Here is a 23,278-nt window from a genome sequence, read left to right on the forward strand (position 1 = left end):
ATGTCCGCCTCGACCTACGTGCCCAAAGGGCTGGGCAAGCTCTCGCGGTTCTATCACCGTCGCGGTCTGCTGCTGCGCCGCTTCGAGGCGCTCGGCTTCGTGCTCGCCTTCGTCTGGCAGGTGCTCTCCTCGATTCCCGCGACGCTCAAGCACTATCGCGACGAGACGCTGCGCATCATCTCCGATATGACCTGGGGCCGCGGCTCGGTCATCGTCGGCGGCGGCACAGTCCCGATGATGATCGTGCTCGGCCTGGTGATGGGCGCTTCGGTGGCGGTCGAATCCTTCACCATGCTGAACATGCTCGGCATGGGCCCGGTCACCGGCATCGTCTCCGCCTACGCGACCACCCGCGAGCTCGCGCCGATCGCCGCCGCCATCGGCTTCGCCGCGCAGGCGGGCTGCCGCATCACCGCGGAGATCGGCTCGATGCGGATCTCCGAGGAGATCGACGCGCTCGAGGCGATGGGCCTGCGCTCGGTGCCCTTCGTCGTCACCACCCGGGTGATCGCGGGCGCGATCTCGATCGTGCCGACCTTCCTGATCGGCCTGATCCTGGCCTACCTGTCCTGCCGCGGGCTGATCACGCTGGTGCACGGGCAGTCCGCAGGCGTGTACGACCACTACTTCTTCCAGTTCGTCTCCGGGTTCGACGTGGTCGCCGCAGTGATCAAGGTGGCCATCTTCGCCACCGTCGTGATCCTCATCCACAGCTACTACGGCTTCTTCGCCACCGGCGGTCCCGAGGGCGTCGGCATCGCGTCCGGGCGTGCGGTGCGCGCCTCTTCGGTGGCGATCGTGGCCATCGACATGGTCCTCACCATCGTGCTGTGGGGTTTCAACGCGACGATCAGCTTCACGGGGTAGCCGCGGATGCCTAGTTACGGAATGCCCGGAGTGGCGGTGGATCAGCGCAGGACCAGGCTCATCGGCGTGGTCGCCTTCGTGGTGCTGCTCGCCGTGCTCGCCACGGTGGTGCTGTATCGAGAGCTGCGCTCCGACGGCGGTTTACACGTCACGCTGCACACCGAGCAGATCGGCGACGGTGTGCTCGCCGGCACCCCGGTGCGGCTGGACGGGGTGCAGATCGGCACGGTCGAGGCGATCGCGCCGGACGAACGCGGCACCCAGCGGATCACGTTGCGCTTGAACGAAACCCAACTGCACGGACTCGATGACAGCCTGCTGGTCGACTACGCGCCCGCCAACCTGTTCGGCATCAGCGAGATCGGACTGCGCCGCGGTCCGGGCGGATCCGCGCTGCGCGATGACAGCGTGATCGACCTGACCGGCGCGCACACCGACGCGGTATTCGACGCCACCATGGGCAGCATGCTGCGCAGCCTGTCGCAGACCGGTGATTCGGTGCTCACGCCGCAGGTGGCCACGGTGATCGACCAGGTCTCGCGCGATATGAAGGCGTTCACCCCGCTGGCGCAGGCGATCATCCAGGTGGCCCAGATCGTCACCGACACCCAGCGGATGCCGCCATCACAGCTGGCGGGCGCGCTAGGCCCCGCGTTCTACGGCGCGGGCGACTTCGCGGGCGCCAACGAACTGATGGTGTACACGCTGCGCAACAACCCACGGCTGCAACGTGATCGGGAGGCCTTCGACGCGGGCGTGCGGATGCACACCGACCGGCTGCTGCCGGGTATCGCGGGCCTCGGCGCCGCGGCGGGCGCGGGCCTGTCCGGTGTCACCGACATGCTCGGCCCGGTGCTAGAGCTGCTCGCGCAGATGGTGCCGCGGCCGGCGCAGTCGGGCGCCGAGCTCACCGAACTGCTGCGGCGTCTGCGTGCGGCGATGCCCGACACCCCGGACGGACCTGTCCTGAACACTGAGATCGATGTCAGTGGCATGCCGGTGCTGGCACCGCTGCTGGGAGGTGTGCGATGAGGGTGGGCGCCGCCGCGTGGCGGCTCGGCTTGTTCGCGGTGGTGATGATCGGGGTGCTCATCGTCGTCTGCACGGCGATCAAGCGCCCGGTCGCCGGTCCCACCGAGGCGCACGCCGCGCTGTTCACCGACGCCAACGGCCTCAAGGTCGGTGACGACGTGCGCATGTACGGCGTGCAGGTCGGCAAGGTCGACGGCATCTCGCTGGTCGGTACGCAGGCCCGAGTCATGTTGTCGCTCAAGACCGATGCGCCGATCTACGACAACTCGAAGCTGGCCATCCGCTACCAGAATCTCACCGGACAGCGCTATATCGACCTGCAGCAACAGCCGCAGCCGGGCAAGCGCCTGGCCGGTGGCGCCACCGTCGGCATCGACCACACCGTGCCCTCCTTCGATGTCACCAGCATGTTCAATGGCTTGAAGCCGGTGCTGGCCACCCTCTCGCCCGAGGAGATCAACCAGTTCAGCGCGAGCATGGTCGCGCTGATCGAGGGTGACGGCAACGGGATCGGCCCCGCGCTGGAGGCGATCGACAAACTGGCCGCGCACGTGAAGGACCGCCAGCAGGTGATCGACGTGGTGCTGCAGAATCTTTCGGACCTGCACGAGACGGCGGGCGGCAAGATCCACTACATGGTGCCGATTCTGGCCCGGCTCGCCGACATCATCTCCGGCTTGCAGTCGAATATGAACGGACTCGCCGATTTCGCGGCGTCCGCGCCGTCGGTGCTCGGTCCGCTGAACAACCTGTTCGACGCGCTCGGGCTGCAGAGCCCCGACGACGTGAACGCGTTGATCCAGAAGATCTTCCCCGATCCGCAGCAGGCGCTCGAGGTGTTCGACAAGCTGCCAGGCCTGCTCGCGGGCTTCGACGCGGCCATTCCCAAATCCGGTGCGGCGGGCTGGAAGCCGCGGTGCTCCAAGGGACAGGCCGATGTGCCGCAGGTGCTCGGTGTCTTGATCGCAGGACAGCAGGTGGCGGTATGCGCTGGGTGAGCAGGCTTTTCCAGGGCCGCCGGGTGGTCGGCGAGGCGGAGACGACGCGGCGCGAGATCCGGCTCGGGCTGATCGGTGTGGCGCTCGTCGCCATCCTGGCCATCGCGGTCGGCGTGCTCTACGTCGTCCCGTTCGGCAAGAAGACCTATACCGCCGAGCTGGCCGAGGCGCAGTCGGTGCAGGTCGGCGACGACGTCCGGGTCGCCGGCATCAGTGTCGGCTCGGTGAAATCGCTGGAGCTGAAACCGGATCGGGTGATCATGCGGTTCACCGTCGACTCGGCGGTGTTCGTCGGTGACGAGTCGACACTGGACGTGCGCATGCTCACCATCGTCGGCGGCAACTACCTGGCGCTGTTCCCGTCCGGCTCGAAGCCGTTGGGCGGCAAGCATATTCCGGTCGACCGGGTCCGGCTGCCGTACAGCCTGGTGCAGACCTTCCAGGACGCCGCGGAGCCGCTGCGCAAGATCGACGGCGACACCCTGCGGCGTAACCTGGCCGCGCTCGGCACCTCGGTCGCCCAGGCACCCGACACGCTGCGCACCACGCTCGACAGCCTCAACAGCTTCGTCGACGACCTGAACCGCCAGCACGTGATGATCTCCAAGGCGATCGCGAACGCCGACGAGTACACCACCATGTACGACGGCGCGAAAGGTTCGCTGGGCAGGCTGGTGCAGGCCACTAACCTGCTGGAGGATCTGGTGCTGTCCAAGCGCGCGGAGTTGAGCGAGTCCATCCGTCTGCTGAACCAGGTCCTGAACAAGGCGGCGGCGATCGCGCCGACCTACGCGGCGGCGAAAGCCAAGTTGCAGCAGCTCTTCGACGCGTTGCCGCGGCTGGAGGAATTGCTGAACCGGTTCGATCCGGTCGTCGGCTCGGTGCAGGACATGCAGCAGAAGGTGTCCGCGCTGGCCATCCCCGAGGACGGGGTGCGCGTCGACCAGTCAGGCCAGACGATCACCGCGCCCGCGCGGGTGTGTATTCCGGTGCCGGGGAAGGACTGCTGATGCTGCACAAGATCCTCGGATCCCGCGCGTTCATGTCGGTCTCGGGCGCGGCCGTCGCGGTGCTGCTCGTCGTCGTCGCCTACTTCGTCGCCTTCGATCCGCTGAAGAAGACCGAAAGTTACTGTGCGATCATGCCCGACACCGTCGGGCTGTATGTCGGCAATCAGGTGACCATGCGCGGCATCCCGGTCGGCACGGTGACCGCCATTGCGCCGCAAGGCAAAGCGATGCGGGTGGATTTCGCGGTGGAGGCCGACAAACCGGTCTATGCCGACGCGGGCGCCACCACGCTGGCCGACAGCATCGTCGCGGCCCGCCAGCTCGCCGTTGTGTCCACCGGAAAGGACACCGCGCGCTGGGATTCCGGGCAGTGCATCACCAAAACGATGACGCCCAAGAGCGTCACCGAGACGCTCGACGCGGTCGCGAAGCTGTCCGCGGAGATCTCGGGCCCGGACGCCAAGACGCCGAACGCGCTGGCCAACGGCTTGGCCCAATTGAACGCGGCCACCGCGGGGACCGGGCCGCAGATCAACGAGATCATCAAGCAGCTGAGCGGCGCCATGGCCTCGCCCGACGCCGATATTGCGCACCTGGTCGGCGTCTTCGATGCCTTCTCCTCGGTCGGTAAGAAGGTCGAAGAACATTGGGGCGATATCGAATCCATGTTCACCCGGTTGGCGCCGGTACTGGTGACGGCGCGCACCACCCTGCTGGAGCCGGGCGCCGAGGTGATCGACGGTCTGGCGCAGCTGCTTCCGGTGCTGAACGACCTGACCATGGCCTTCGGCGGACCGCTGTCGAAGGCACTCGATTTTACGGTGCCGCTGGTGAAGTTCCTGCGTGCCCGGGTCGGCTCGCTGGCCCAGGTCGTCTCGATGACGCCGGTGCTGACCGACGCGTTCCGCACCGTTGGCGCCGCCGGGATCACCTACGCCCCGCCCAAGGTCGCGCTGCCGCAGGAGAACGCGGACCAGGTCTGCGCGGCGGTGAACGCGCTTGTGCCCGGTCGGTGCACCGCCGACGGCGGATTGGCGCAGGTCGACGTGGCGGCGCTGGTGTTCGGATTGGTGGGTACCCGATGAAACTGTGCCGTGACGAGACCGGCCGCGTTGTCGTTTCGTTCCAGCGTGTCCGCCGCGAAAGCGGCAGGCGGGGAGCGCGTTTCGCGGTCGGTGTGGCCATGGTTCTGGCGGTGGCGCTGCCCGCCTCCGGCTGTGCTTTCGATCCCGCGTCGGTGCCCGTGCCGGGTGCCGAGATCTCCGGCCCGACCTATCACATCGCGATCCAGTTCGAGAACGTGCTGAATCTGCCTGCCCGCGCCAAGATCATGGCCAACGGCGCTCAGGTCGGCACGGTTTCCGGTGTTTCGGTGGTGGATCCGGCCAAGGCAGGCGGGCGCGGCGGCTATGTGGTGGTCGACGCCATGATCTCGAAGTCGGTGCGGCTACCCGAGACCACGCGTGCCGAGCTGCGGCAGAACACCGTGCTCGGCGACATCCACCTCGCGCTGCTCACCCCGACCGACGGCTTCGGCACACTGCTGCCCGAAGGCGGCACCATCGGCCTGGCCCAGACGAAACCGCCTGTGCAGCTGGAGGACACGATGGCCGCGCTGGCCACGTTCACCCAGGGCGGCGCGGTACAGCAGGTGCAGGACACCATCAAACAGCTCAACGATGTGCTGCCCGCCGATACCGCCCGCACCGCGCAGATCGGCAAGACCATGGCCGACGACGCCGTCGACCTCGGCAATCACCTCGATGAACTCGACTCGCTGCTCGACGGCATCGACAACAATTCGACTGTCCTGCACAAGATCCGGCCCGAGCTCGCGCAGCTGCTCAGCCAGGAGTCGGTGGACCAGATGAACGGCATCGCGCCGTCCATCATCGGGGTGACCAAGATCTTCGACCAGCTCGGTCCGATCGGCACCTCGCTCACCTGGCTGGCTCCAATGCTGAGCAACGCGGAGGGCGCCGTGCAGGCCTTCCTGCCCCTGCTGGCCTCGGCCCGCCCGCTGGATCTGAGTCAGCCGTCGAATCTGCGGGCACTGGTCTCGCTGTTGCGCGACAAGGTCATTCCGTTCGCGGAGCGTGGCCCGAAGGTGAACATCGTCGGAGTGCGGGCCGAGGGTGCGGACGTGGTGTCGGCGCAGGACCAGACGGACCGGATCATCCAGACGCTACGCATGATCGGAGTCGTCCGATGAAGCTCGGGCCCCTTGCCTCGCTCGGCGGCATCGCCGCCATCGTCGTGCTCGGCGCGGGCTATCTGACCTTCGGCGTGGTGCGGGTCGATCCGCTCGCCGAGTACACCGAGGCGACGATGGTGCTGACCAACTCCGGTGGGCTCGCGGTCGGCTCCCCGGTGCTGCTCACCGGCATGGAGGTGGGTCGCGTCGAGTCGGTGACCAACAGCGCGGGCGGCGTCGAGGTCGGCATGAAGCTCGTCGCCGATCGCCGGGTGCCCACCGACAGCACGGTGACCATCGAGCACCTGTCCGCACTCGGTGAGCCGTACGTCGAGTTCCGCCCGAATTCCGAAGGCGGACCGTACATCCGGGACGGTCAGCAGTTGCGGACCAGCGCGGTGCGGATGCCGCTGTCGATTCCTGAGGTGGCCCGGCTGGCCACCCGGACGCTGAATCAGCTCGACCCCCAGGTGGTCAGCTCGTTGGTGAACACGGCGGAACAGTCGCTGGCGGGCACCGACAGCGCGATCCCCAATCTCGCCCGCTCGGGCGATCTGCTCGCCGCGGCGGTCATGAGCCGCAACCCGCAGATCGTCTCGCTGCTCAACAGTTTGCAGAGCACGGCGACCAACATGGACTGGGTCGGCCCGTCGTTCAGCGCCGCCGCACCCGAGTGGTTGAAGTTCGCTCAGGCGGTGAGCAACCTGGTCGACCACGTGGGCACGATGGTCGACGGTCAGTCGATCGAGCAGTACACCACCGGCAACGGTGTCGCCCCGTTCACCGAGAAGACCATCGCCACCTTGCGCGAGTTGCAGCCGGAGCTGAGTTCGCTCGCTCCGGTGCTGCGCCCGCTGGTGGACGCGATCGTCGCGGCCGCGCCGCGGATCGATATCTCAGATCTGATCTCCCAGGCCCTCGCCGATGTCGACGCCGACGGCGCCGTCAAGGTGCGGGTCGCGATCAAGTAGGAAAGGAGGCCGCGATGTCGAACGACGTTGTGACCGAACCGAAGCCGGCAACCGAGGAAAACGACACCGCGGCCGCACCGGCCAGGGACGTGCGGACCGTCTCGATCCGGCTGTCCACGATCGTGACCGGCGCCGCCCTGGTGGCGCTGCTGGCCGCGACCGTCGTGTTCGCCGGGCTGTGGTTCTCCGCGCGCGGTGAGCTCAGCGATCGCGACGCCGCGGCCGCCGCGAACCAGCGTGCCGAACAGGTCGCCACCGATTACGCGGTCGGCGCCTCCAACATCGACTTCCAGGATGTGAACTCCTGGGTCGCCAAGCTCAAGACCAACACCACCCCGCAGCTGGCCAACAAGTTCGACGCGACCGCGTCGAAGCTGCAGGACATCCTGGTGCCGCTGAAGTGGACCTCCACCTCGAGCCCGATCGCCGCGAAGGTGATGAGCACCGACAACGGGATCTACAAGGTCAACGTCTTTCTGAACGTCACATCGACCAGCGCGCAGACCCCCGAGGGCGCGCAGACCACCGCCACCTACACCGTGAACGTGGACCCGAACAACGGCTGGAAGGTCGCCGACGTCGGGGGAGTGACTGGCGCGCTGCCCAAGCAGTAATGCCGAGCCATTCAGCAACTCTCAGGTAACCTCCCGTTCTGATCAGCTGTGCATTCGTACCGGTATTTCCTGTCCCAGCAGTGAAGGCGGTTTCGATGGCGACACCCGAAGGCGGGCGGGGCGACGATTCGCGCATGCTGGCCGTCGCGGCCGTGGTCGCCGCGGTGCTCGCGCTGGTGGTGGCGGTCGGTCTGCTGTTCCAGTCGAGTGAGAAGGCCAAGGAGCGCGAGCCGGGTTCGATGTCGACTCGGAGCTCGACCAAGATGAGCCCGACACCGACCATCACGGTCCATCGTGGGCCCGCTACCTTGCAGTCACCCGGACCGTCGCCGGTGGCCCCGCAATCGGCGCGCATGATCGGGGACGACTGTTCGGCGGGCGGCATCGTCGCGCAGTGGGATCTGCGCGACGGCCAGTGGATGTGCGTGCCGCGGGGACAGGGACGTGACGCTCATCGAGTGGGTGACGACTGTTCGCACGACGGGATCGTCGCGCAGTGGGGGCTGAGCCCCGGCGGAGGATGGCTTTGCGAGCCCGCCGGCGATCCTGCGCCTGCCCCGGCGCCCGCGCCGCCGGTCGTGCCCGCCCCCGCCCCGCAGCCCGCACCGGAGCCGGAGCCGCCGGTCGCGCCCGAGCCACCGCCCGTACCGCCGCCGGCGCCGATCTTCGTGCCGCCGCTGCCCGGGTTCCCGCCCCCGCCCCCGCCGGTGCCCGCCGTACGCTGACGGCACGAAAATAGGTGGACACCCCTGGGACGCTGAGAAGGTGATAGTTGTCCCGACCCAGTTTGCTGAACAGCTGGTCACCTACGAGGGCCCCCGCGCTTCCACCTGGCTGACCGGTGTACCCGCCCTCGCCGCGGAGTTTGCCGACCGATGGCACCTGACCCCCGACGGCCCACTGACCCACGGGTTCGTAGGCTTGGTACTCCCTATGCGGACAGCGGACAACACCCCCGCCGTACTGAAACTGACGCTGGTGACCGCGGAGACTCGCGACGAGCCGACCGCACTCGCCGCCTGGCGCGGAGCGGGGGCGGTACGGCTGCTGGACAGCGACCCGGAGCGCGGCGTGCTGCTGCTGGAACGCCTCGATGCCACGCGCACGCTGGCGGATGCGCCGATCGGGGACGCGGTGCGCATCATCTCCGGCTTGCTGCGGCGCCTCGCCATTCCGGCGCCGCCGGGCCTCGGTCGGGACCTGCGGGACGAAGCCGAACGGTGGATCACCGAATTGCCCAGGGACTGGCGGCGTTTGGGCGAACCGTTCCCGCGTAGGCTGCTCGACGCGGCTGTGGACGCTTGCGCCCAGTGGGGACCGAGCGCCGCTCGACTGCTCGTCAACGAGGATCTGCACTACGCGAACGTGCTCGGGGGCGCGCGGGAGCCGTGGCTGGTGATCGATCCGAAACCGCTCGTCGGCGATCCGGAATTCACGACGTTGTCACTGCTGTGGAACCGCCGCGCGGAGTCGTCGCTGGATGACAGGTTCGCGGCGATTGTCGACGGCGCGCGCCTGGATCCTGAGCGGGCGCGGGGGTGGACATTGGTGCGGGCGGTGCGGAACTGGTTGGACTTTGTCGCGGTGGGGGACCTCGAAGACGATGGATGTCGCGCGGTTCGTGATATCGCCCCCTGGGCCCTGCACTGAGTGGTCGGCGATGCGGAAACGATGGGCACGACAGGATGTTCGGCCCGCGCATGTGCCGTGGCGGCAGCGGGGGCGGGTGCGGGCGACGGTGACGGCGCCGCCCGCGCGATCTACCGGGCGGCGGCGGGGGCGCCGGCCACCGCGCCGGTAGATGTCCTCGGCGCTCAATGAGGGTGCTGGGCGGCGTATCTCGCGCGTTCCTCGGCCCGGCGGCGGGCGCGTCGCGGATTCTCCAGGTCGGCGGGCAGGCCGTGCTTGGCCAGCCGGTGCGCACGGTTCATCGGCATGAACGACACCGTGTAGAACAGGGCGAGCAGCAGTGCGAGCAGCACCATCGACCCGCGCAGCCACAGTTCACCGGGGAAGAGCAGGAAGACCGCGAACAGCGGGGTGAACGGGATCAGCCCGCGCACCAGATGTCTTGGGACCGCGTACTTGCCGGTGAGGTCACGGCGCACCCAGTCGATCATGGAATCGGGCAGCCGACGCCCGAAGGCATAACCGAACCACTGAATCGGGTTGGGCCGTCGCTGTTCTCGGGACATGCGCGAACTCCTCGGGATGCTAGGCGGGCACGGTTCGGCGGGCCGCGGTGTTGACGCGGGTGAGTACGTCACGCAGTTCCTCGAGGTCGGCCATGCTCACCCCGAGCCGCTCGACCACGGCGGGCGGAATCTGTAGCGCCTGCTCGCGCAGGGCGACCCCGGCCGGGGTCAGGTTCACCACGAGGTTGCGTTCGTTGCGGCTGTCGCGTTCCCTGCTGATCAGCCCGGCGCTCTCCAGCCGCTTGAGCAGTGGCGACAGGGTCGGGGAGTCCAACTGGATGGCCTCGGCGATCGCCTTGACCGACATCGGCGCCTCGCCCCACAGCGCGAGCATCACCAGATACTGCGGATGGGTGAGCCCGAGCGGCTCCAGCAACGGCCGATAGACCGCGAGTACCGCGCGATTGGCCACCGCCAGCGCGAAACACACTTGCCGATCGAGCTGCAGCGGATCCTCGATCTCCATCTGTCCTCCTCGTGGGTCGCCTCCAAGATTAACGCACTAACAGTTAATGCATGAAGTGTGTGGGCGACATCTCGTCCGCAGATGCGCGGTGCGCGCGGATTCGGTGGTTAGTTTGAGACGCATGCAGAACGATCCCGGCCGATTACGCATCCACGAACTCGATGCCGTGCGCGGATTCGCCCTGTGCGGGATCCTGGTCGTCAACATCTGGCAGCTCACCGACATGACCGCGGTGAAGGCGCCGGGTGAGCTGATCCCGCTGCGACATGTCCTCTCGATCCTGTTCGAGGGACGGTTTTTTCCGATCTTCTCCTTTCTGTTCGGGCTCAGCTTCGCGTTGTTCCTGGACAGCGCGTCGGCGCGGACCGACCGGCCGCGGCTGGTGCTGATCCGGCGCCTGGTCGCCCTCGGCGTGCTCGGGTTCGCGCACCACCAGTCCCAACCGGGCGAGGCGCTGCTGCCCTACGCGATCGTCGGGTTGGTCATCCTGCTGCCCGCCACGAGCCTGCCGGACTGGCTGGTGCTGCTGCTCGGTGCGGCGGGGGTGGGCGTGGCGGTGGTGCTCGGCGGCGGCTTCGGTCTGGTGCCGGGACTGTTCCTGCTCGGCCTGGCGACCGCCCGCTACGGGATCGCGGACACCCTCGACGAGCGCGGCAGGCAGATCGCCGCGGTGTTCGCGCTCGCCCTGCCCGCCGCCGTGGTGGCGGCCGTGCTGGAGTTCCGCATCTCCTATCTTGACCTGCTGGCCAGCAATATCCCCGCGGTCGCCGGCCTGCTCGGCGCCCTCGCGTATCTGACCGGATTGCTGCTGGTGCTGCGCACCGAAGCGGGCGCGGTGCTCTCGGAGGTGCTCGAGCCCCTGGGGCGGATGGCGCTCACCAACTACATCGGCGCGACGGCCCTGGTGCTGCTGATCGCCCCGCACATCGGTTTGACCGGTTCGGACCGATACGCCCTGCTGCTGGGCCTGGCGGCCGCGATCATCGCGGTCCAGGCGCTGTTCAGTTGGGGTTGGCTGAAGCTGTTCCGCTACGGCCCGCTGGAATGGGTGTGGCGCTGTGTGACCTGGTGGGAACTGGTGCCCGCGCGCCGCGCGCCCGAGCCGAGCCGGCGGTGGTGAGCGGTCGAGGCGCATCGGTGATGTGAGCGGGCCCGCTCGGCGGCCGCGGGGGAGCGACGCTGCGCCGCGCTCCGGGATCGCTCCGGCACGGCGTGCCGAAGCGGCAACCGGCCCGGCGCGCCGCAGACTGGACGGTCATGGACCAGTTGGTGCTGATATTGGTCATCCTGTTCGCCGCGATCCTCGCCGAGCCGCTGGCCGACCGGATCGGCGTCGCGTCGGCGGTGCTGATGACGGTGTTCGGCTGCGTGGTGGCGCTGCTGCCGTTCGCGCCGCGGGTCGACGTCGCGCCCGATCTGATCCTGCCGCTGGTGTTGCCGCCGCTGCTGTACGCGGCGGCCCGGCGCACCTCGTGGCGGCAGTTCGCGGAGAACTGGGGACCGATCGCGTTGCGTGCGGTCGGACTCGTCATCGCGACCGCGGCGGGGGTGGCCGCGGTGTTCCACGCCTGGTACCCGGGACTGCCGATCGCGGCCGCGTTCGCACTGGGAGCCCTTGTCGCACCGCCTGATCCGGTCGCGGCGACCGCGCTGGCGGGCAGCCTCGGCCTGCCGCGCCGTCTGGTCGTGGTGCTCGGCGGCGAAGGCCTGTTCAACGACGTCACCGCGATCGTGCTCTACGGCGTCGCGATCCAGGCGGTGGTCAGCGGGCATTTCTCGGCGCCGCGAGCGCTGGCGGAGTTCGTGGTCTCGGCGGTGGTCGCGGTCCTTGTCGGCCTGGTGCTCGGTGTCGCGGGCAGCAAACTGACCGACTACCTCGGCGAGGCGACGTGGCGGGTGGCACTGAGTCTGTTGCTGCCGTTCGCGGCCTATGGGCTCGCGGAGCAGTTGCACGGCTCCGGCGTGCTCGCCGTGCTGGTCTGCGCGCTGTATCTGACCGACGCGGTCACCGAGTTCGGCGATCCGGACTATCGGATGGTCGGCGACTCGTTCTGGGACATCGCCGAAATGTTGTTGAGCGGCTTCGCCTTCGGACTCATCGGCCTGGAACTCGGCGCGGTGCTGGAGGCGACCGGCGACGACTGGCCTCGCCTGCTCGGCGGCGCGGGCGCGGTGGTCGCCGTGGTCGTCGGCCTGCGGCTGGTCTGGCTGATGACCACGTGGGCACTCGGCCGCGCGTGGTGGCGCAGGTCCGATGTCGACGAGCCCTACACCTGGCGCGAGACCATCGTCACCTGGTGGGCGGGCATGCGCGGCGTGGCGACCGTGGCGCTGGCACTGGCCATTCCGATCGTCACCGATGACGGCGCGGACTTCCCCGGACGGACCGAGATCCTGTTCACCGCGTTCGCCGTAGTCCTGTTCACCCTGCTGCTGCAGGGGCCGACCCTGCCGCTGGTGGTCCGTCTGACCGGGGTGCACGCCGACACCAAGCGCGAACGCGAACTGGAACGTCGGCTGTGGGAGCGGGTCGTCAAAGCACAGCTGTCCCGGTTGAAAGAGATTGCGGCGGAACAGCATCTGCCCGAAGAGTATTACGAGCGATTCCGCGACGCGCTGCGCCAGCGCATGGCCCGTGCCGACCCGCAGGCCGCGGACGCCGACGCCAAGGCCGAGGAAGAGCGGAACATGAAGGTGGCCAAGAAATTACGGGACATTAGGGCCGATGTCATGGAGGCGGGCCGTCGGGAGGCGCTGGCCGCGCGCCGGGAACCAGGCATGCCACCGGATCTGGTCGACCGGGTGACCAGGCGACTCGATCTCGGTGGCCGCTGACCGAGCGCGGATCGAATCAGCTTGCCGCCACGCCGGTCTGGCGGATCGCGTCGAGTACCTCGCCGTAGGTGAGAGTGGAGTTCACCAGTGCGGTCTCCGACGGTACGTCGATGTCGACGGAGTCGACACCGTTGACGCCACGCAGCTGGGATTCGATGGCCGAGGCGGACTCGCGGGTAACGTTGTGCAGGGTGATCGTGTAGGTCATGTCCTTCGAATAGACCGAATCGCGGCGGGCAAACGCCGTCGAGCGGTCGAGTTCGTTTTCTACGTTTGGTTGTCGCGGCCCCGGGAATAGCCCGGTTGTCAAACAACTCGACGCAACAGGATTGTCATGATCATCATCATAGGGCTCGTCGTACTGATTGCCGCAGTGGCCGTCGGCGTCGCCGGTGTGGTGGCGAACAGCAGCGAAAATCATTTACTGTCAGATGATTTCGCTGTTTTCGACTTCCATTTCCACGGCTCCAGCGGATTGCTGTTCGGCTACGGAATCGTGGTCGGCGCTATCGGGACGATCGGACTAGCCCTGGTACTGACGGGTGCTTGGCGGGTCTCCCGCCGCAGCGCAGTGGCTCGTCGCGAGCTCGCCCAGTCTCGTCGCGAAATCGCGGCGGTGCGACGCGATCTCGGGAAATCCGCGCCACCGGCTGGTAAGGAACCCGTGGTGCGTCCGTCCATCGAACCCGCGACGCGGCCGCGTCGCGAGTCGGTCTGGGGCCGGTTCACCCGCCGATCGGCCACGGCTCGTTCCGGTGACGCAGTACCTGCCGGCAGCGCGCCCCGCGCGCAGGCGCCGACGTCGAAATAATCATAGAGAAAAGGAAATACGACAATGATTATTCTCGGACTCATCCTCCTCATCGCCGGGTGGCTGCTCGGAATCGGATTGCTCACCACCGCGGGCATCATCCTGCTCATCATCGGCCTGGTGCTGATGGTGGCGGGTTCGGTGGGTCGTCCCGTCGGTGGCCGTCGCTGGTATTACTAGGGACCGGCCATGAGGTTCGAAGACAGGATCGCCCACCAGGCGCAGGCCGCCCGGGGCAGTATCAAGAAGATCGTCGGCCGGGCCACGGGAAACCGGCGCCTGGAAGGCGAAGGTCGTCGAGAACAGGCTCGCGGAAATCTGAAGCGGGCCACGGACAAATTCAGGGACGCGTTCAAGCGCTGACCTGTTGAACGGCGTCGGCCGAGGGGTTGGTACACCCCTCGGCCGACGCCGTTCGACTGTCAAGACGTCGCGTCGGACGCCTTGAACGCGGCGATCAGGCTGTGTACCAACGTATCCAGGTACGCATCGCCGGTTGGGTTGCCGCCCATCAGCTTTCGCCAGAAGAGCGGGGCGATGCACAGGTCCAGTGCGAGGTCGAGGTCCAGTTCCGGTGACAGTTCGCCGCGTTCGATGGCGCGGTGCAGCAGCTGTCCGACCTTCGCGCGGCGACTGTGCCCGACCGACTGCAGGCTTTCGGCGATGGCGGGCGTGCGAATGCCCTCGGCGAGCAGATCGGGGATGATGCGCGCCGCCAGCGGGTGACTGAAACCGCTTGCGGTAGTGGCGAGAAACGCCCGCAGGTCACCGCGCAGCGAGCCGGTGTCGGGGACATCGGCCGCCGCCACCGCGACCTGCTCGACGAGCGCGAGCACCATCTGCTCCTTGGTCGGCCACCGCCGATACAGCGTCGGCTTGCTGACGCCGGCGCGCCGGGCGACCCCCTCCATCGTCAGCTTCCCGTATCCGAGTTCGGCCAGCTCGGTGAACGCCGCGTCGGTGATGGCGGCGGTGACCTGTGGCTGGCGCACCGCGGCGCCGGCCGGGGCGCGCTTGCGTTCGGTCGTCGGCTCCGTCATCGGTTCAGCATAGCAACGTCGATACGGTTGCGTTTCGTCGTTGGCCGTCGTACCGTGGCAGCCGTACAACGAAACGCAACCGTATCGACGCAAATATCGAGGTAAACCCATGAAATTCCTGTTCGACGACGAGTCGTTCGACTTCGAGGCGCTGCGTTCGGCGGGCTTCGCTCGCCACGGCGGCGCCGAGCTTGGCGAGGTGCTGGCGACCGCGCACCGGATCGCCGACGGCGACGAGGCGGCCTGGCTGCGCGAGTGGCGGGCCACCGCCGAGCGGGTGCACGCGATCGGCTCGGACTGCCTGGCCAAGGGGCATCGCATGAGCGCGCGCGAGGCCCTGCTGCGGGCCTCGAACTACTACCGCACCGCGGAGTTCTATCTGCGTGACGACCCGGCCGCGGACCCGGTGGCGCGGGAACTCTCACGTCGCTCGCGTGAAACCTTCGCGCAGGCAGCGGAATTGCTGGAGACCCCGGTGCGACGGGTGTCGATTCCGTTCGGAGACACCGGACTTCCCGGCTACCTGTTCCTGGTCGACGATTCCGGCGAGCCGCGCCCGACGGTGATCTTCAACAGCGGCTTCGACTCGACGCTGGAGGAGTCCTGGTTCGTGCTCGCCGCCGCGGCGGTGGCGCGCGGCTACCACGTCCTCGCCTTCGACGGACCGGGGCAGGGGCAGGTGATCCGCGAGCAGGGACTGCCGTTCCGGCACGACTGGGAGGCGGTGATCACCCCGGTGGTGGACTTCGCGCGGACCGTGCCCGCGATCGACCCGGACCGAATCGTGTTGTACGGCTACAGCTTGGGCGGCTATCTGGTGGCGCGCGCCGCCGCGTTCGAGCACCGCATCGCGGCGCTGGTACTCAACGACGGCCTCTTCGACTACCACGGATCGAATGTGCGCATGATGCCGCCGTTCCTGACCGAATGGATCGAGTCGAACCAGGACGCCGAGGCGCTTGCGGTCGCCGGGCTCATGATGGCCTACGACACCACCGTGCGCTGGGCGCTGCGCAACGGAACCTGGACCTTCGGCGCCGACTCCGCGGCCGACTACATCCGCAAGACCGAGCCGTACACGCTGGCCGGCATCGCGCACCAGATCGAATGTCCCACACTGGTGCTCGACGCCGAGAACGATCTGTTCTTCCGTGGCGAACCCAAGCGGGTCTATCAGGCGCTCACCTGTCCCAAGGAACTGATCGTGGGCACTGCGGCCGAAGGCGCGGGCGAGCACTGCCACATGGGTGCGACCACGCTGACCAACCAGCGCATCTTCGACTGGCTCGACACCACCTTCGCGGCATACCGACAGCGGGACCGTCAGATGCCCGAGACGTCGGCCAGCTGACCGATGCCGTAGGTCACGGCCATGGCCAGCGCGCCACCGACCACCACGCGCAGCACCGCGCGACCGAGGCCGCTGCCGCCGAGGCGCGCGCTGATCGAGCCGGTGAGCGCCAGCGCCACGATCACCGCGACGAAGGTCACCGGGATCCGCGCCGACACCGGGGGCAGCAGGATCGCGAGCAATGGCAGCAGCGCGCCCAGGGTGAACGCGATCGCCGAGGAGAGCGCCGCGTGCCAGGGATTGGTCAATTCGGTGGGGTCCAATCCGAGTTCGGCCTCGGCGTGCGCGGTGAAGGCGTCGTGCTCGGTGAGTTCCACGGCGACCTGGCGGGCGGTTTCGGGTGAGAGCCCCTTCGCCTCGTAGATCTCGGCGAGCTCGGCCAGCTCGTATTCGGGTTCGTCGCGCAGTTCCCGCCGCTCCTTGGCGAGCAGTGCGCGCTCGGAATCGCGTTGCGTGCTGACCGAAACATATTCGCCGACCGCCATCGAGATCGCGCCGGCCGACAGGCCCGCGATACCCGCGGTGAATACCGCGCCGGTGCTCGTCGTGGCCGCGGCGACGCCGACGACCAGCCCCGCGGTGGAGACGATCCCGTCGTTCGCGCCGAGCACCCCCGCGCGCAACCAGTTCAGCTTGGACGCCAGCCCTTCGGTGTGGGGTTCGTGCGGGTGCGCGCCGGTGTCTTCGTCCATGCGACGAAGGGTAGTACCGGCAGGACGCGGAATCCGGTTCAACAACCGGGTGACAGGAACGCCCGCAGATACCCCGCCGACTGCCGCAGGTACATCCAGGTCCAGAAGCGCAGGCCCGAGTCGCTCGGGCTGGCCACCATGGTCACCTCGCCGTCGAAGCACTTCTGCACGATGTAGCGGGCCCGCGACACGTGCGGCGTATAGGTCACCACGATGATGTGCCGCCAGCCGAACTGCCGCGCGCGCCGCCGGATCTCCTGCGCCTCGCCCTCGGTGGTCCACGGATCCGGAATGAAGCAGTTGACCGTGAAGTCGAACCGCCCCGCGCAGTATTTGTCCATCTCGTGGTCGTCCGGACCGGTGGAGCGCGAGATCAGCAGCGTGGGCGCGTACCCGCGCCGCGCCAGGTCGAGTCCCACGTCGAAGCGCTCGTAGGCGGTCCCGCCGAGCACCACGATGGCATCGGCGCGCCGCAGCGGGTCGGTCTGCGGATGGACGTACACCGGCCACCCGGCAGCCCCGATCACTACCACCAGGGCGAGCAGGGCACCAAAGAAGATTCCCGCGCGTCGCAGGCCGGCCACCCCCGCGACGATACCGAAGCGCGGCCGTCGCACCGGGTCGGCACGGCGCGATGTCGCGCTGGTCACGCCGCCGCGCGGCGCCCTATCGGCAGAAGCTCAGCGGCAGAGCTGAGCGAGGTGTTCGCGGAGCAACTCCCGCACGCGGTGCGGCGACATCTTCTCCGGTCGGATCAGTGCCTGCACGGTGAGACCGTCGACGAAGACGTAGAGCCGCTGGGCTTCCCGTTCGAGATCGAGGCCGGCGCGCAGTACCCCGCTCGCGGCGAGCTCGTCCACCACCCAGGCGACGAGTTCGGCGGTGGCGTCGTACAGTTCGTCGCTGCGCTGCCGCAGCGCGGGCTCGGTCAGTACCCGGCCCAAGAAGGCCAACCAGACCTTGGTCACGGTGTGCTGGCGGGGACCGGTCGGCAACAGTCCGGTGAGCAGGATCTGTGCCGCCCGGTCCACCGGGTCGGCGGCCAGGTTCAGCTGCCGGATCCGGTCCATCATGCCCTCGCCGACCATGCCGAGCGAGAACGCGAGCAGCTCGGACTGTGTCGAGAAGTAGTGCCGCAGGCTGCCCATCGACACCCCGGCCTCGGTGGCGACCTTGCGTACCGATGCGTGTTCCAGCCCGTCGCGCTGGATCACCCGCCAGGCGGCCTCGGCGAGTGCGTGCCGTCGCTGCTCGTGCGCCTGCTGGTCCACGGTTCGAGCCACCTCGTATTTGTAGCACGACTGTGCTAGCTTTCGATTGCCAATACAGTCGTGCTGAGAAAGCGGAGAACAATGACGCGGTGGTTCGGGGTGGTGCTCGCGGTCGTGACGCTCGCCACCGGGGCGTGCTCGGCAGCGCCGTCCCGGTCGGCCGGACCTGAGTGGTCGCCGTGTCAGGACGTCGCGACCGATGGACGAGTGTGGGAATGCGCGACCATCACCGCCCCGCGGGATCACCGCGATCCCGGTGCGGGCACCATCGAGCTCGCCTTGATCCGCACGCGCGGTGCCGATCCCGCGAAACGGCTCGGCTCTCTGGTCTACAACCCCGGCGGTCCCGGCGGTTCCGGCCTGGACACCGTTGCGGGCGTGGTGCAGCCGTTCTCGGCATTGCTCGATCGCTACGACCTGGTGTCATGGGATCCGCGCGGGGTCGGTCGCAGCACCCCGGTCGTCTGCTCGGATACCGCACTGCCCGAACGGGTTCCGCGCACCGACGCGGAATGGGCGGCGATCGACGCGAGCAGCGAGCAGTTCGCCGACTCATGCGTCGCGAGTTCCGGCGCGTTGCTGCCCCACGTCGGCTTGTTCGATTCCGCACGGGACCTGGATCTCGTCCGTGCGGCGGTGGGCGAGGACCAGCTCAACTATCTCGGCGTCTCCTACGGCGGCCAGCTCGGCGCCGCGTACGCCACGCTCTTTCCGCATCGTGTCGGACGCATGCTGCTCGATGCGCCGGGGACTCCGTTGCGCACCTTCAGGCAGAGTCTGCTCGATCAAGCCATCGGCAGCGAGGCCGCGCTGCGCGACTTCCTCGCTTTCTGTGTCGCCCAAGGGGATTGCCCGCTGGGCGCGACCGAGCAGGAAGCTTTGTCCCGAGTGGATGCCTTCCTCGCCAGTATCGAGGCGGCGCCGCTGCCCACCGGGCGCGGTACGCCGCTCACCAGGTCGGTCGCGACCGCAGCCCTCGGCCTCGGTGCCGCCGCGCCCGAGGCGTGGCCGCGGCTGACCACCGCTGTCACGCAGGCCTTCGCGGGCAACGGTGACGAACTCATCGGCTACGCGGACCTTTTCGCCGGCTTGCGACCCGACGGCACCCGCTCCAACTTCGCCGCCATCAACACCGCCGCGAACTGCGCCGATTACCCCGACTCCTATTCCGTCGCCCAGGTTCGCCAGTTGCTTCCCGAATTCGCCGCGGCCGCACCTCGTTTCGGTGAACTGACCGCTCTACGCCTGGCCGAATGCGCCCACTGGCCGGTGCACGGCGTCGGCCGAGCCTCCCTCGGCGGCGCGGGTGCCGCACCCATCCTCCTGATCGGCAACACCGGCGACCCCGAAGCCCCCTTCACCTGGGTATCCGAACTGGCCGCCGCCCTCCCCTCGGCCACCCTCCTCACCTACCACGGTGTAGGCCACGGCGCCTACGGCGGCGTGAACCCCTGCGTCGACCAAACCGTGCACGCCTACTTCCACCGCGGATCGGTCCCCGCCCCCGGACGGTCCTGCCCCTGACCGTCGGAATCCACACCACTTCCAGGCATCCACACCAGTTCCAGCAGCCCGGAAGGGGTGTGAATCCGTAGAAGTGGTGTGGATTCCGATGCCTCGGGCGCCTACTTGGAGGGCGGTGCGGTCGTCGGCAAAGTGGTTTTCGCGGTAATCGGCTCGGGCGGGAGGAAGGGTGGTGGACAGGGGTCGAGGAGACGGGGCACGCGCTGCGCCTCGCGCACCCCTCGAACGCGAGTGGACGCGGTCCCGGCCTCGCCCTCCCGGTCTCGGTTTCCGGCGGTCCCAGTCCGCGCGGATCATCCCTGCCCACCACTGGCGATGGTGTGGTCACATCGATTAAGCAGACTGCCAGCTGCTGTTCAGCAACCAATAAATATCGAATAAACGTTCGTTATTCGCCGGTGGCTCCGGACTCCGGTCCGCCGGTGCCGAACAGCCGGTCGATGGTCGGCGCCGAAAGGCCCGCCCGCCGGAAGATCTCCGACGCCTCGCGGAACTCCCGTTCGGCGCGCGCCCGCCTACCCTGCGCCGCGAGCGCGGCGGCGTGCAAGGCCATCGCGCGGGCACGATCGATCGGATCGGCGGCCTTGGTCAGCAGGTGCAGTGCGTCCGCGGCGTTCGCCTGGGCCTCGGCCACATTGCCTGCCCGCAGCTGGATCTGGGCCAATCTGGTTCGCGCCCAGCCCTCCCACAGCCGAACCCCATTGCGCTGTGCCGCGTGCACCGCGTCGGTGCCGAGTTCGATCGCGCGAGCATGATCGCCGCGCATCGACAGTGTCGCGGCCAGCTCGTGGGTGGCCCAGCCGAGCGCCACCGGATTCGACGAGTCCCTGGCCAGCGCGATGGCGCGACCCGCCATCCGCACCGCCTCCTCGTATTGCCCTGCCTCGCAATAGGTCCTGGTGACCAAGGCCAGACACCATGCCTCCATCGACCGATCGCCGAGCGCGCGGGTGAGCTCGGTCGCGTGCTCGAAATGCCGGTGCGAGGCGCCGGCGTCGCCGAGCCTGCGCGCGGCGACGCCGAGCAGCACCGACGCGAGCACCGAGAGTCTGCGGTCCACGTCGTTGGTCGTCGGACCCGAAACCGCCCGCAGGTGCGCCAGACTCGCCTCGACCTCACCGAGCCCGACCTGCAGCAGCGCGCCGAGCGCGGTCCTGATCCGGCGTTCGGCGCCGTGGTTGTCCTCGGCAATGGCGGTGTCCAGCAACGACTCCAGTGCGCGGGACAGCTCCCTGGCCTGGGTGCCCGCGTCCATCAACTCGGCCATCACCCAGGCGAGGTCGGCCGCCACCTCGAGCGCGTGACCGCCGACCCGCGCCGCCTGCTGGTGCAGCGCGATCACCACCGGCCGCTCGATGTCGTTCCACGCCTGGCCGTCCGAACCGCCATGGAACGTGCGGCCCGCGGCGGTGGTCGGGACGAGCAGTCGAGCGGTGTTGCTGTAGTCGATGGCGCTGAGCAGATTTCGCGCGCTCGCCAGGTGGTAGTCGAGCACCCGGACGAGCACGGCCGATTCGTCCTCGTCGGCCTGCCCGCACGCGAAAAGCCGCAGGAGATCGTGGAATCGGTAACGGCCGGGTGCCGTGGTCTCCAAAAGGCTCAGGTCGACCAGTGATTCGCACACCTGCTCGGCCTCGGGCTCGGTGAGGCCGAGGATCGCCGCGATGCAGTCGACCGACAGATCGGGCACCTGGGCGAGCGCCAACGTGCGAAAAGCCTTGGCCTGGCGGTCGGTGAGCTGTCGGTAGCCGAGGTGGAAGGCCGCCTCCACCGCCAGCTCACCGGTCTTGAGCACATCGAGCCGGTTCTTCTCGTCGGCCAGGCGCGCCGCGAACGACGCGATGGTCCAGTGCGGCCGGACCGCGAGCCGTGCCCCGACAATGCGTACCGCCAGCGGCAGGAATCCGCACTGCGCGACCACTTCCCTGGCCGCATCGGCCTCCGCCGCCACCCGTTCGGCGCCGAGGATGTGTACGAGCAGCGTCGTCGCCTCCGCCTCGTCCAGCACGTCTAGCCGGGTGCGGGTCACCGCGGGCAGTTCGGTGAGCGCGGACCGGCTGGTGATCAGCACCGCGGACCCGGCGAGCAGCGGCGCCACCTGGCTGTAGTCCCTGGCATTGTCGAGCACCATCAGAATTCGCTTGCCGGACAGCCTGGTCCGCAGCGCGGCGGCACGCTCGTCGACGGTCGAGGGGATATCGCCCTCGGCGACGCCGAGGGCCCGCAGGAATCCGCCGAGCGCCGCGCCAGGGGGCGTCGGCACCGGATCGACGCCGCGCAGGTTGGCATACAGCTGCCCATCCGGAAAGCGATCACGCACCCGATGTGCCACGTGCAGTGCGAGTGTCGTCTTGCCGACACCACCCATGCCGCCGACCGCCGAGATCGCCACGGCACTGCCCGCGCCGGTCAACTGCCCGGCCAGCTCGGCGACGAGTCGCGCACGCCCGGTGAAATCGGCGATGTCGGGCGGCAATTGCGCGGGCACCGGGTCGAGCCCGCGTGCGATGGCGACGCTCGGTCGTGTGCTCGGCTCGGCCGCGCCACCGGTCTCGGTGGCCGCATCCGGCTCGGCGTTCACCGCGATCGGCGGCATCGCCCCGCGCAGGATCCGCTCGTGCACCACGGACAATTCCGGCCCCGGCTCGACGCCGACCCCGTCCACCAGGGCGCGGCGGGCCTGCGCGTACGCGTGCAGCGCGTCGGACTGCCGCCCGCAGTGATACAGCGCGGTCATCAGTAGCGCCCGGAACCGTTCGCGCAGTGGATGTTCCTCGATCAGCGGGCCCAGTTCGGCGACGGCCGCCGAGCTGCGGCCGGTCTCGATATCGAGGGCGAGCCGGTCCTCCAGGATGGCAAGGCGCCACTGCTCGAGCCGAAAGCGCTGCCGTTCCGCGAACGGACCAGGCAGACCGCTCAGCGCGTTGCCCTGCCATTTGCCAAGGGCGGTAACCAGTTTCGCGCGCGCCGCCACCGGGTCACGGTCGCGCAGCTGTCCCGCCGCCGAGACCAGCCGCTCCACCTCCGCCACATCGGTGGCCTGGGGCGCGATGCGCAGCGCATAGCCGTCGCCGACCGAGACCAGCACGGTCGCGGGTGCGCGCGGGGTGCGATCGGGTTCGAGCGCGCGGCGCAGTTGCGCGACGTGGGTCCGCAGCGCCGCGATCGCGCGCGGCACCGGCCGCTCGCCCCAGATCCCCTCCACCAGCTCGGCCGCGGTCACCGCGTTTCCGGCACGCAGCAGCAGGGCCGCGAGCACAGCCCTACGCTGTGGCGGCCCCAGGTGCAGCGGCGCCTCCCCGCGCCACCCCTTGACCTCGCCCAACACGACAAAATGCACCAACCGACCTCCCGAACGCTGGGAGTTTACGTGGCGACGCCGCGCCGCGTTCGCTCATGCCTCCGCC

The 23,278-nt window shown here is 68.7% G+C and carries 25 protein-coding genes; 17 read left to right on the plus strand and 8 right to left on the minus strand.

Features of this window, described 5'->3' with window-relative positions:
- The 10 genes from F5X71_RS06595 to F5X71_RS06640 all read left to right on the plus strand — a co-directional run bounded on the left by F5X71_RS06595 (position 1) and on the right by F5X71_RS06640 (position 9,336).
- The gene (locus tag F5X71_RS06595) at positions 1 to 867 is read left to right on the plus strand and encodes an ABC transporter permease (RefSeq protein ID WP_167461127.1); all 867 of its coding nucleotides are present in this window, start codon (positions 1 to 3) and stop codon (positions 865 to 867) included.
- 36 nt (positions 868 to 903) lie between these two features.
- Positions 904 to 1,899 carry an MlaD family protein gene (locus tag F5X71_RS06600; RefSeq protein ID WP_238815748.1) on the plus strand — a complete coding sequence of 332 codons (996 nt, stop codon included), beginning with the start codon at positions 904 to 906 and terminating at the stop codon, positions 1,897 to 1,899.
- On the plus strand, positions 1,896 to 2,897 hold the full coding sequence (locus tag F5X71_RS06605) for an MlaD family protein (protein WP_167461129.1): 1,002 nt from the start codon (positions 1,896 to 1,898) through the stop codon (positions 2,895 to 2,897). The genes F5X71_RS06600 and F5X71_RS06605 overlap by 4 nt, the downstream gene beginning before the upstream one ends.
- Positions 2,885 to 3,907: an MlaD family protein gene (locus tag F5X71_RS06610; RefSeq protein WP_167461130.1), complete on the plus strand. Its 1,023-nt coding sequence runs from the start codon at positions 2,885 to 2,887 to the stop codon at positions 3,905 to 3,907. Before F5X71_RS06605 ends, F5X71_RS06610 begins: the two co-directional genes overlap by 13 nt.
- On the plus strand, positions 3,907 to 4,992 hold the full coding sequence (locus F5X71_RS06615) for an MlaD family protein (RefSeq protein WP_167461131.1): 1,086 nt from the start codon (positions 3,907 to 3,909) through the stop codon (positions 4,990 to 4,992). The genes F5X71_RS06610 and F5X71_RS06615 overlap by 1 nt, the downstream gene beginning before the upstream one ends.
- Before the next feature lie 98 nt (positions 4,993 to 5,090).
- Positions 5,091 to 6,119, plus strand: a complete 1,029-nt coding sequence (locus tag F5X71_RS06620) for an MlaD family protein (protein WP_238815749.1) — start codon at positions 5,091 to 5,093, stop codon at positions 6,117 to 6,119.
- Complete coding sequence (locus tag F5X71_RS06625; RefSeq protein WP_167461133.1) at positions 6,116 to 7,072, plus strand: MlaD family protein; 957 nt, start codon at positions 6,116 to 6,118, stop codon at positions 7,070 to 7,072. The genes F5X71_RS06620 and F5X71_RS06625 overlap by 4 nt, the downstream gene beginning before the upstream one ends.
- 14 nt (positions 7,073 to 7,086) lie before the next feature.
- Positions 7,087 to 7,686: a hypothetical protein gene (locus tag F5X71_RS06630; RefSeq protein WP_167461134.1), complete on the plus strand. Its 600-nt coding sequence runs from the start codon at positions 7,087 to 7,089 to the stop codon at positions 7,684 to 7,686.
- A gap of 95 nt (positions 7,687 to 7,781) precedes the next feature.
- The gene (locus tag F5X71_RS06635) at positions 7,782 to 8,411 is read left to right on the plus strand and encodes a hypothetical protein (protein ID WP_167460065.1); all 630 of its coding nucleotides are present in this window, start codon (positions 7,782 to 7,784) and stop codon (positions 8,409 to 8,411) included.
- 40 nt (positions 8,412 to 8,451) lie between these two features.
- A complete protein-coding gene (locus F5X71_RS06640; RefSeq protein WP_167461135.1) occupies positions 8,452 to 9,336 on the plus strand; it encodes an aminoglycoside phosphotransferase family protein in 885 nt (294 codons plus the stop codon).
- A gap of 164 nt (positions 9,337 to 9,500) precedes the next feature.
- Here the strand turns inward: F5X71_RS06640 and F5X71_RS06645 are convergent, their stop codons facing one another.
- Together F5X71_RS06645 and F5X71_RS06650 are read right to left on the minus strand one after the other, a co-directional pair.
- Entirely contained in the window at positions 9,501 to 9,881 is a 381-nt protein-coding gene (locus F5X71_RS06645) for a DUF5313 family protein (RefSeq protein ID WP_167461136.1), read from the minus strand.
- A gap of 19 nt (positions 9,882 to 9,900) precedes the next feature.
- Entirely contained in the window at positions 9,901 to 10,347 is a 447-nt protein-coding gene (locus F5X71_RS06650) for a MarR family winged helix-turn-helix transcriptional regulator (protein WP_167461137.1), read from the minus strand.
- A 121-nt stretch (positions 10,348 to 10,468) separates the two neighbouring features.
- Here F5X71_RS06650 and F5X71_RS06655 point away from each other — a divergent pair, with 121 nt between their 5' ends.
- Both F5X71_RS06655 and F5X71_RS06660 read left to right on the plus strand, forming a co-directional pair.
- Positions 10,469 to 11,467, plus strand: coding sequence for a DUF418 domain-containing protein (locus tag F5X71_RS06655; protein ID WP_167461138.1), 999 nt, complete (start codon positions 10,469 to 10,471; stop codon positions 11,465 to 11,467).
- Positions 11,468 to 11,604: 137 nt separating this feature from the next.
- Complete coding sequence (locus tag F5X71_RS06660; protein ID WP_167461139.1) at positions 11,605 to 13,182, plus strand: Na+/H+ antiporter; 1,578 nt, start codon at positions 11,605 to 11,607, stop codon at positions 13,180 to 13,182.
- Between the two features lie 16 nt (positions 13,183 to 13,198).
- Here F5X71_RS06660 and F5X71_RS06665 read toward each other — a convergent pair whose 3' ends face one another.
- Positions 13,199 to 13,390, minus strand: a complete 192-nt coding sequence (locus tag F5X71_RS06665; protein ID WP_167461140.1) for a heavy-metal-associated domain-containing protein — start codon at positions 13,388 to 13,390, stop codon at positions 13,199 to 13,201.
- A gap of 126 nt (positions 13,391 to 13,516) precedes the next feature.
- Here F5X71_RS06665 and F5X71_RS06670 point away from each other — a divergent pair, with 126 nt between their 5' ends.
- Genes F5X71_RS06670 through F5X71_RS06680 form a run of 3 tightly spaced genes read left to right on the plus strand, consistent with a single transcriptional unit; the run spans position 13,517 to position 14,356 of the window.
- A complete protein-coding gene (locus tag F5X71_RS06670) occupies positions 13,517 to 13,993 on the plus strand; it encodes a hypothetical protein (RefSeq protein ID WP_167461141.1) in 477 nt (158 codons plus the stop codon).
- A 24-nt stretch (positions 13,994 to 14,017) separates the two neighbouring features.
- Positions 14,018 to 14,173, plus strand: a complete 156-nt coding sequence (locus F5X71_RS06675; protein ID WP_167461142.1) for a DUF6131 family protein — start codon at positions 14,018 to 14,020, stop codon at positions 14,171 to 14,173.
- Positions 14,174 to 14,182: 9 nt separating this feature from the next.
- Positions 14,183 to 14,356, plus strand: coding sequence for a CsbD family protein (locus F5X71_RS06680; protein ID WP_167461143.1), 174 nt, complete (start codon positions 14,183 to 14,185; stop codon positions 14,354 to 14,356).
- 59 nt (positions 14,357 to 14,415) lie between these two features.
- On the opposite strand, the gene F5X71_RS06685 is transcribed toward F5X71_RS06680, so the two are convergent.
- A complete protein-coding gene (locus F5X71_RS06685) occupies positions 14,416 to 15,033 on the minus strand; it encodes a TetR/AcrR family transcriptional regulator (RefSeq protein ID WP_167461144.1) in 618 nt (205 codons plus the stop codon).
- A 109-nt stretch (positions 15,034 to 15,142) separates the two neighbouring features.
- On the opposite strand from F5X71_RS06685, the gene F5X71_RS06690 reads away from it, so the two are divergent.
- Positions 15,143 to 16,384, plus strand: coding sequence for an alpha/beta hydrolase family protein (locus F5X71_RS06690; protein WP_167461145.1), 1,242 nt, complete (start codon positions 15,143 to 15,145; stop codon positions 16,382 to 16,384).
- On the opposite strand, the gene F5X71_RS06695 is transcribed toward F5X71_RS06690, so the two are convergent.
- The 3 genes from F5X71_RS06695 to F5X71_RS06705 all read right to left on the minus strand — a co-directional run bounded on the left by F5X71_RS06695 (position 16,357) and on the right by F5X71_RS06705 (position 18,359).
- Positions 16,357 to 17,076, minus strand: coding sequence for a VIT1/CCC1 transporter family protein (locus tag F5X71_RS06695; RefSeq protein WP_167461146.1), 720 nt, complete (start codon positions 17,074 to 17,076; stop codon positions 16,357 to 16,359). The genes F5X71_RS06690 and F5X71_RS06695 overlap by 28 nt on opposite strands.
- Positions 17,077 to 17,114: 38 nt before the next feature.
- Positions 17,115 to 17,651 carry a YdcF family protein gene (locus F5X71_RS06700; RefSeq protein WP_428981480.1) on the minus strand — a complete coding sequence of 179 codons (537 nt, stop codon included), beginning with the start codon at positions 17,649 to 17,651 and terminating at the stop codon, positions 17,115 to 17,117.
- 105 nt (positions 17,652 to 17,756) lie between these two features.
- Positions 17,757 to 18,359 carry a TetR/AcrR family transcriptional regulator gene (locus tag F5X71_RS06705; protein WP_167461148.1) on the minus strand — a complete coding sequence of 201 codons (603 nt, stop codon included), beginning with the start codon at positions 18,357 to 18,359 and terminating at the stop codon, positions 17,757 to 17,759.
- A 69-nt stretch (positions 18,360 to 18,428) separates the two neighbouring features.
- Here F5X71_RS06705 and F5X71_RS06710 point away from each other — a divergent pair, with 69 nt between their 5' ends.
- Complete coding sequence (locus F5X71_RS06710; protein ID WP_167461149.1) at positions 18,429 to 19,871, plus strand: alpha/beta hydrolase; 1,443 nt, start codon at positions 18,429 to 18,431, stop codon at positions 19,869 to 19,871.
- Between the two features lie 388 nt (positions 19,872 to 20,259).
- On the opposite strand, the gene F5X71_RS06715 is transcribed toward F5X71_RS06710, so the two are convergent.
- Positions 20,260 to 23,211 carry an AfsR/SARP family transcriptional regulator gene (locus F5X71_RS06715; RefSeq protein ID WP_167461150.1) on the minus strand — a complete coding sequence of 984 codons (2,952 nt, stop codon included), beginning with the start codon at positions 23,209 to 23,211 and terminating at the stop codon, positions 20,260 to 20,262.
- Positions 23,212 to 23,278 lie beyond the last annotated feature (67 nt).

The organism is Nocardia brasiliensis (genome assembly GCF_011801125.1).
Taxonomy (GTDB): Bacteria; Actinomycetota; Actinomycetes; order Mycobacteriales; family Mycobacteriaceae; genus Nocardia; species Nocardia brasiliensis_C.

Bases quoted from the DNA above. Each gene is read 5' to 3' on its own strand.
- F5X71_RS06595 (WP_167461127.1), top strand. From the start codon at position 1: ATGTCCGCCTCGACCTACGTGCCCAAAGGGCTGGGCAAGCTCTCGCGG.
- F5X71_RS06605 (WP_167461129.1), top strand. From the start codon at position 1,896: ATGAGGGTGGGCGCCGCCGCGTGGCGGCTCGGCTTGTTCGCGGTGGTG.
- F5X71_RS06610 (WP_167461130.1), top strand. From the start codon at position 2,885: ATGCGCTGGGTGAGCAGGCTTTTCCAGGGCCGCCGGGTGGTCGGCGAG.
- F5X71_RS06615 (WP_167461131.1), top strand. From the start codon at position 3,907: ATGCTGCACAAGATCCTCGGATCCCGCGCGTTCATGTCGGTCTCGGGC.
- F5X71_RS06620 (WP_238815749.1), top strand. From the start codon at position 5,091: ATGGTTCTGGCGGTGGCGCTGCCCGCCTCCGGCTGTGCTTTCGATCCC.
- F5X71_RS06625 (WP_167461133.1), top strand. From the start codon at position 6,116: ATGAAGCTCGGGCCCCTTGCCTCGCTCGGCGGCATCGCCGCCATCGTC.
- F5X71_RS06630 (WP_167461134.1), top strand. From the start codon at position 7,087: ATGTCGAACGACGTTGTGACCGAACCGAAGCCGGCAACCGAGGAAAAC.
- F5X71_RS06635 (WP_167460065.1), top strand. From the start codon at position 7,782: ATGGCGACACCCGAAGGCGGGCGGGGCGACGATTCGCGCATGCTGGCC.
- F5X71_RS06645 (WP_167461136.1), bottom strand. From the start codon at position 9,881: ATGTCCCGAGAACAGCGACGGCCCAACCCGATTCAGTGGTTCGGTTAT.
- F5X71_RS06650 (WP_167461137.1), bottom strand. From the start codon at position 10,347: ATGGAGATCGAGGATCCGCTGCAGCTCGATCGGCAAGTGTGTTTCGCG.
- F5X71_RS06655 (WP_167461138.1), top strand. From the start codon at position 10,469: ATGCAGAACGATCCCGGCCGATTACGCATCCACGAACTCGATGCCGTG.
- F5X71_RS06660 (WP_167461139.1), top strand. From the start codon at position 11,605: ATGGACCAGTTGGTGCTGATATTGGTCATCCTGTTCGCCGCGATCCTC.
- F5X71_RS06665 (WP_167461140.1), bottom strand. From the start codon at position 13,390: ATGACCTACACGATCACCCTGCACAACGTTACCCGCGAGTCCGCCTCG.
- F5X71_RS06670 (WP_167461141.1), top strand. From the start codon at position 13,517: ATGATCATCATCATAGGGCTCGTCGTACTGATTGCCGCAGTGGCCGTC.
- F5X71_RS06675 (WP_167461142.1), top strand. From the start codon at position 14,018: ATGATTATTCTCGGACTCATCCTCCTCATCGCCGGGTGGCTGCTCGGA.
- F5X71_RS06680 (WP_167461143.1), top strand. From the start codon at position 14,183: ATGAGGTTCGAAGACAGGATCGCCCACCAGGCGCAGGCCGCCCGGGGC.
- F5X71_RS06685 (WP_167461144.1), bottom strand. From the start codon at position 15,033: ATGACGGAGCCGACGACCGAACGCAAGCGCGCCCCGGCCGGCGCCGCG.
- F5X71_RS06690 (WP_167461145.1), top strand. From the start codon at position 15,143: ATGAAATTCCTGTTCGACGACGAGTCGTTCGACTTCGAGGCGCTGCGT.
- F5X71_RS06695 (WP_167461146.1), bottom strand. From the start codon at position 17,076: ATGGACGAAGACACCGGCGCGCACCCGCACGAACCCCACACCGAAGGG.
- F5X71_RS06710 (WP_167461149.1), top strand. From the start codon at position 18,429: ATGACGCGGTGGTTCGGGGTGGTGCTCGCGGTCGTGACGCTCGCCACC.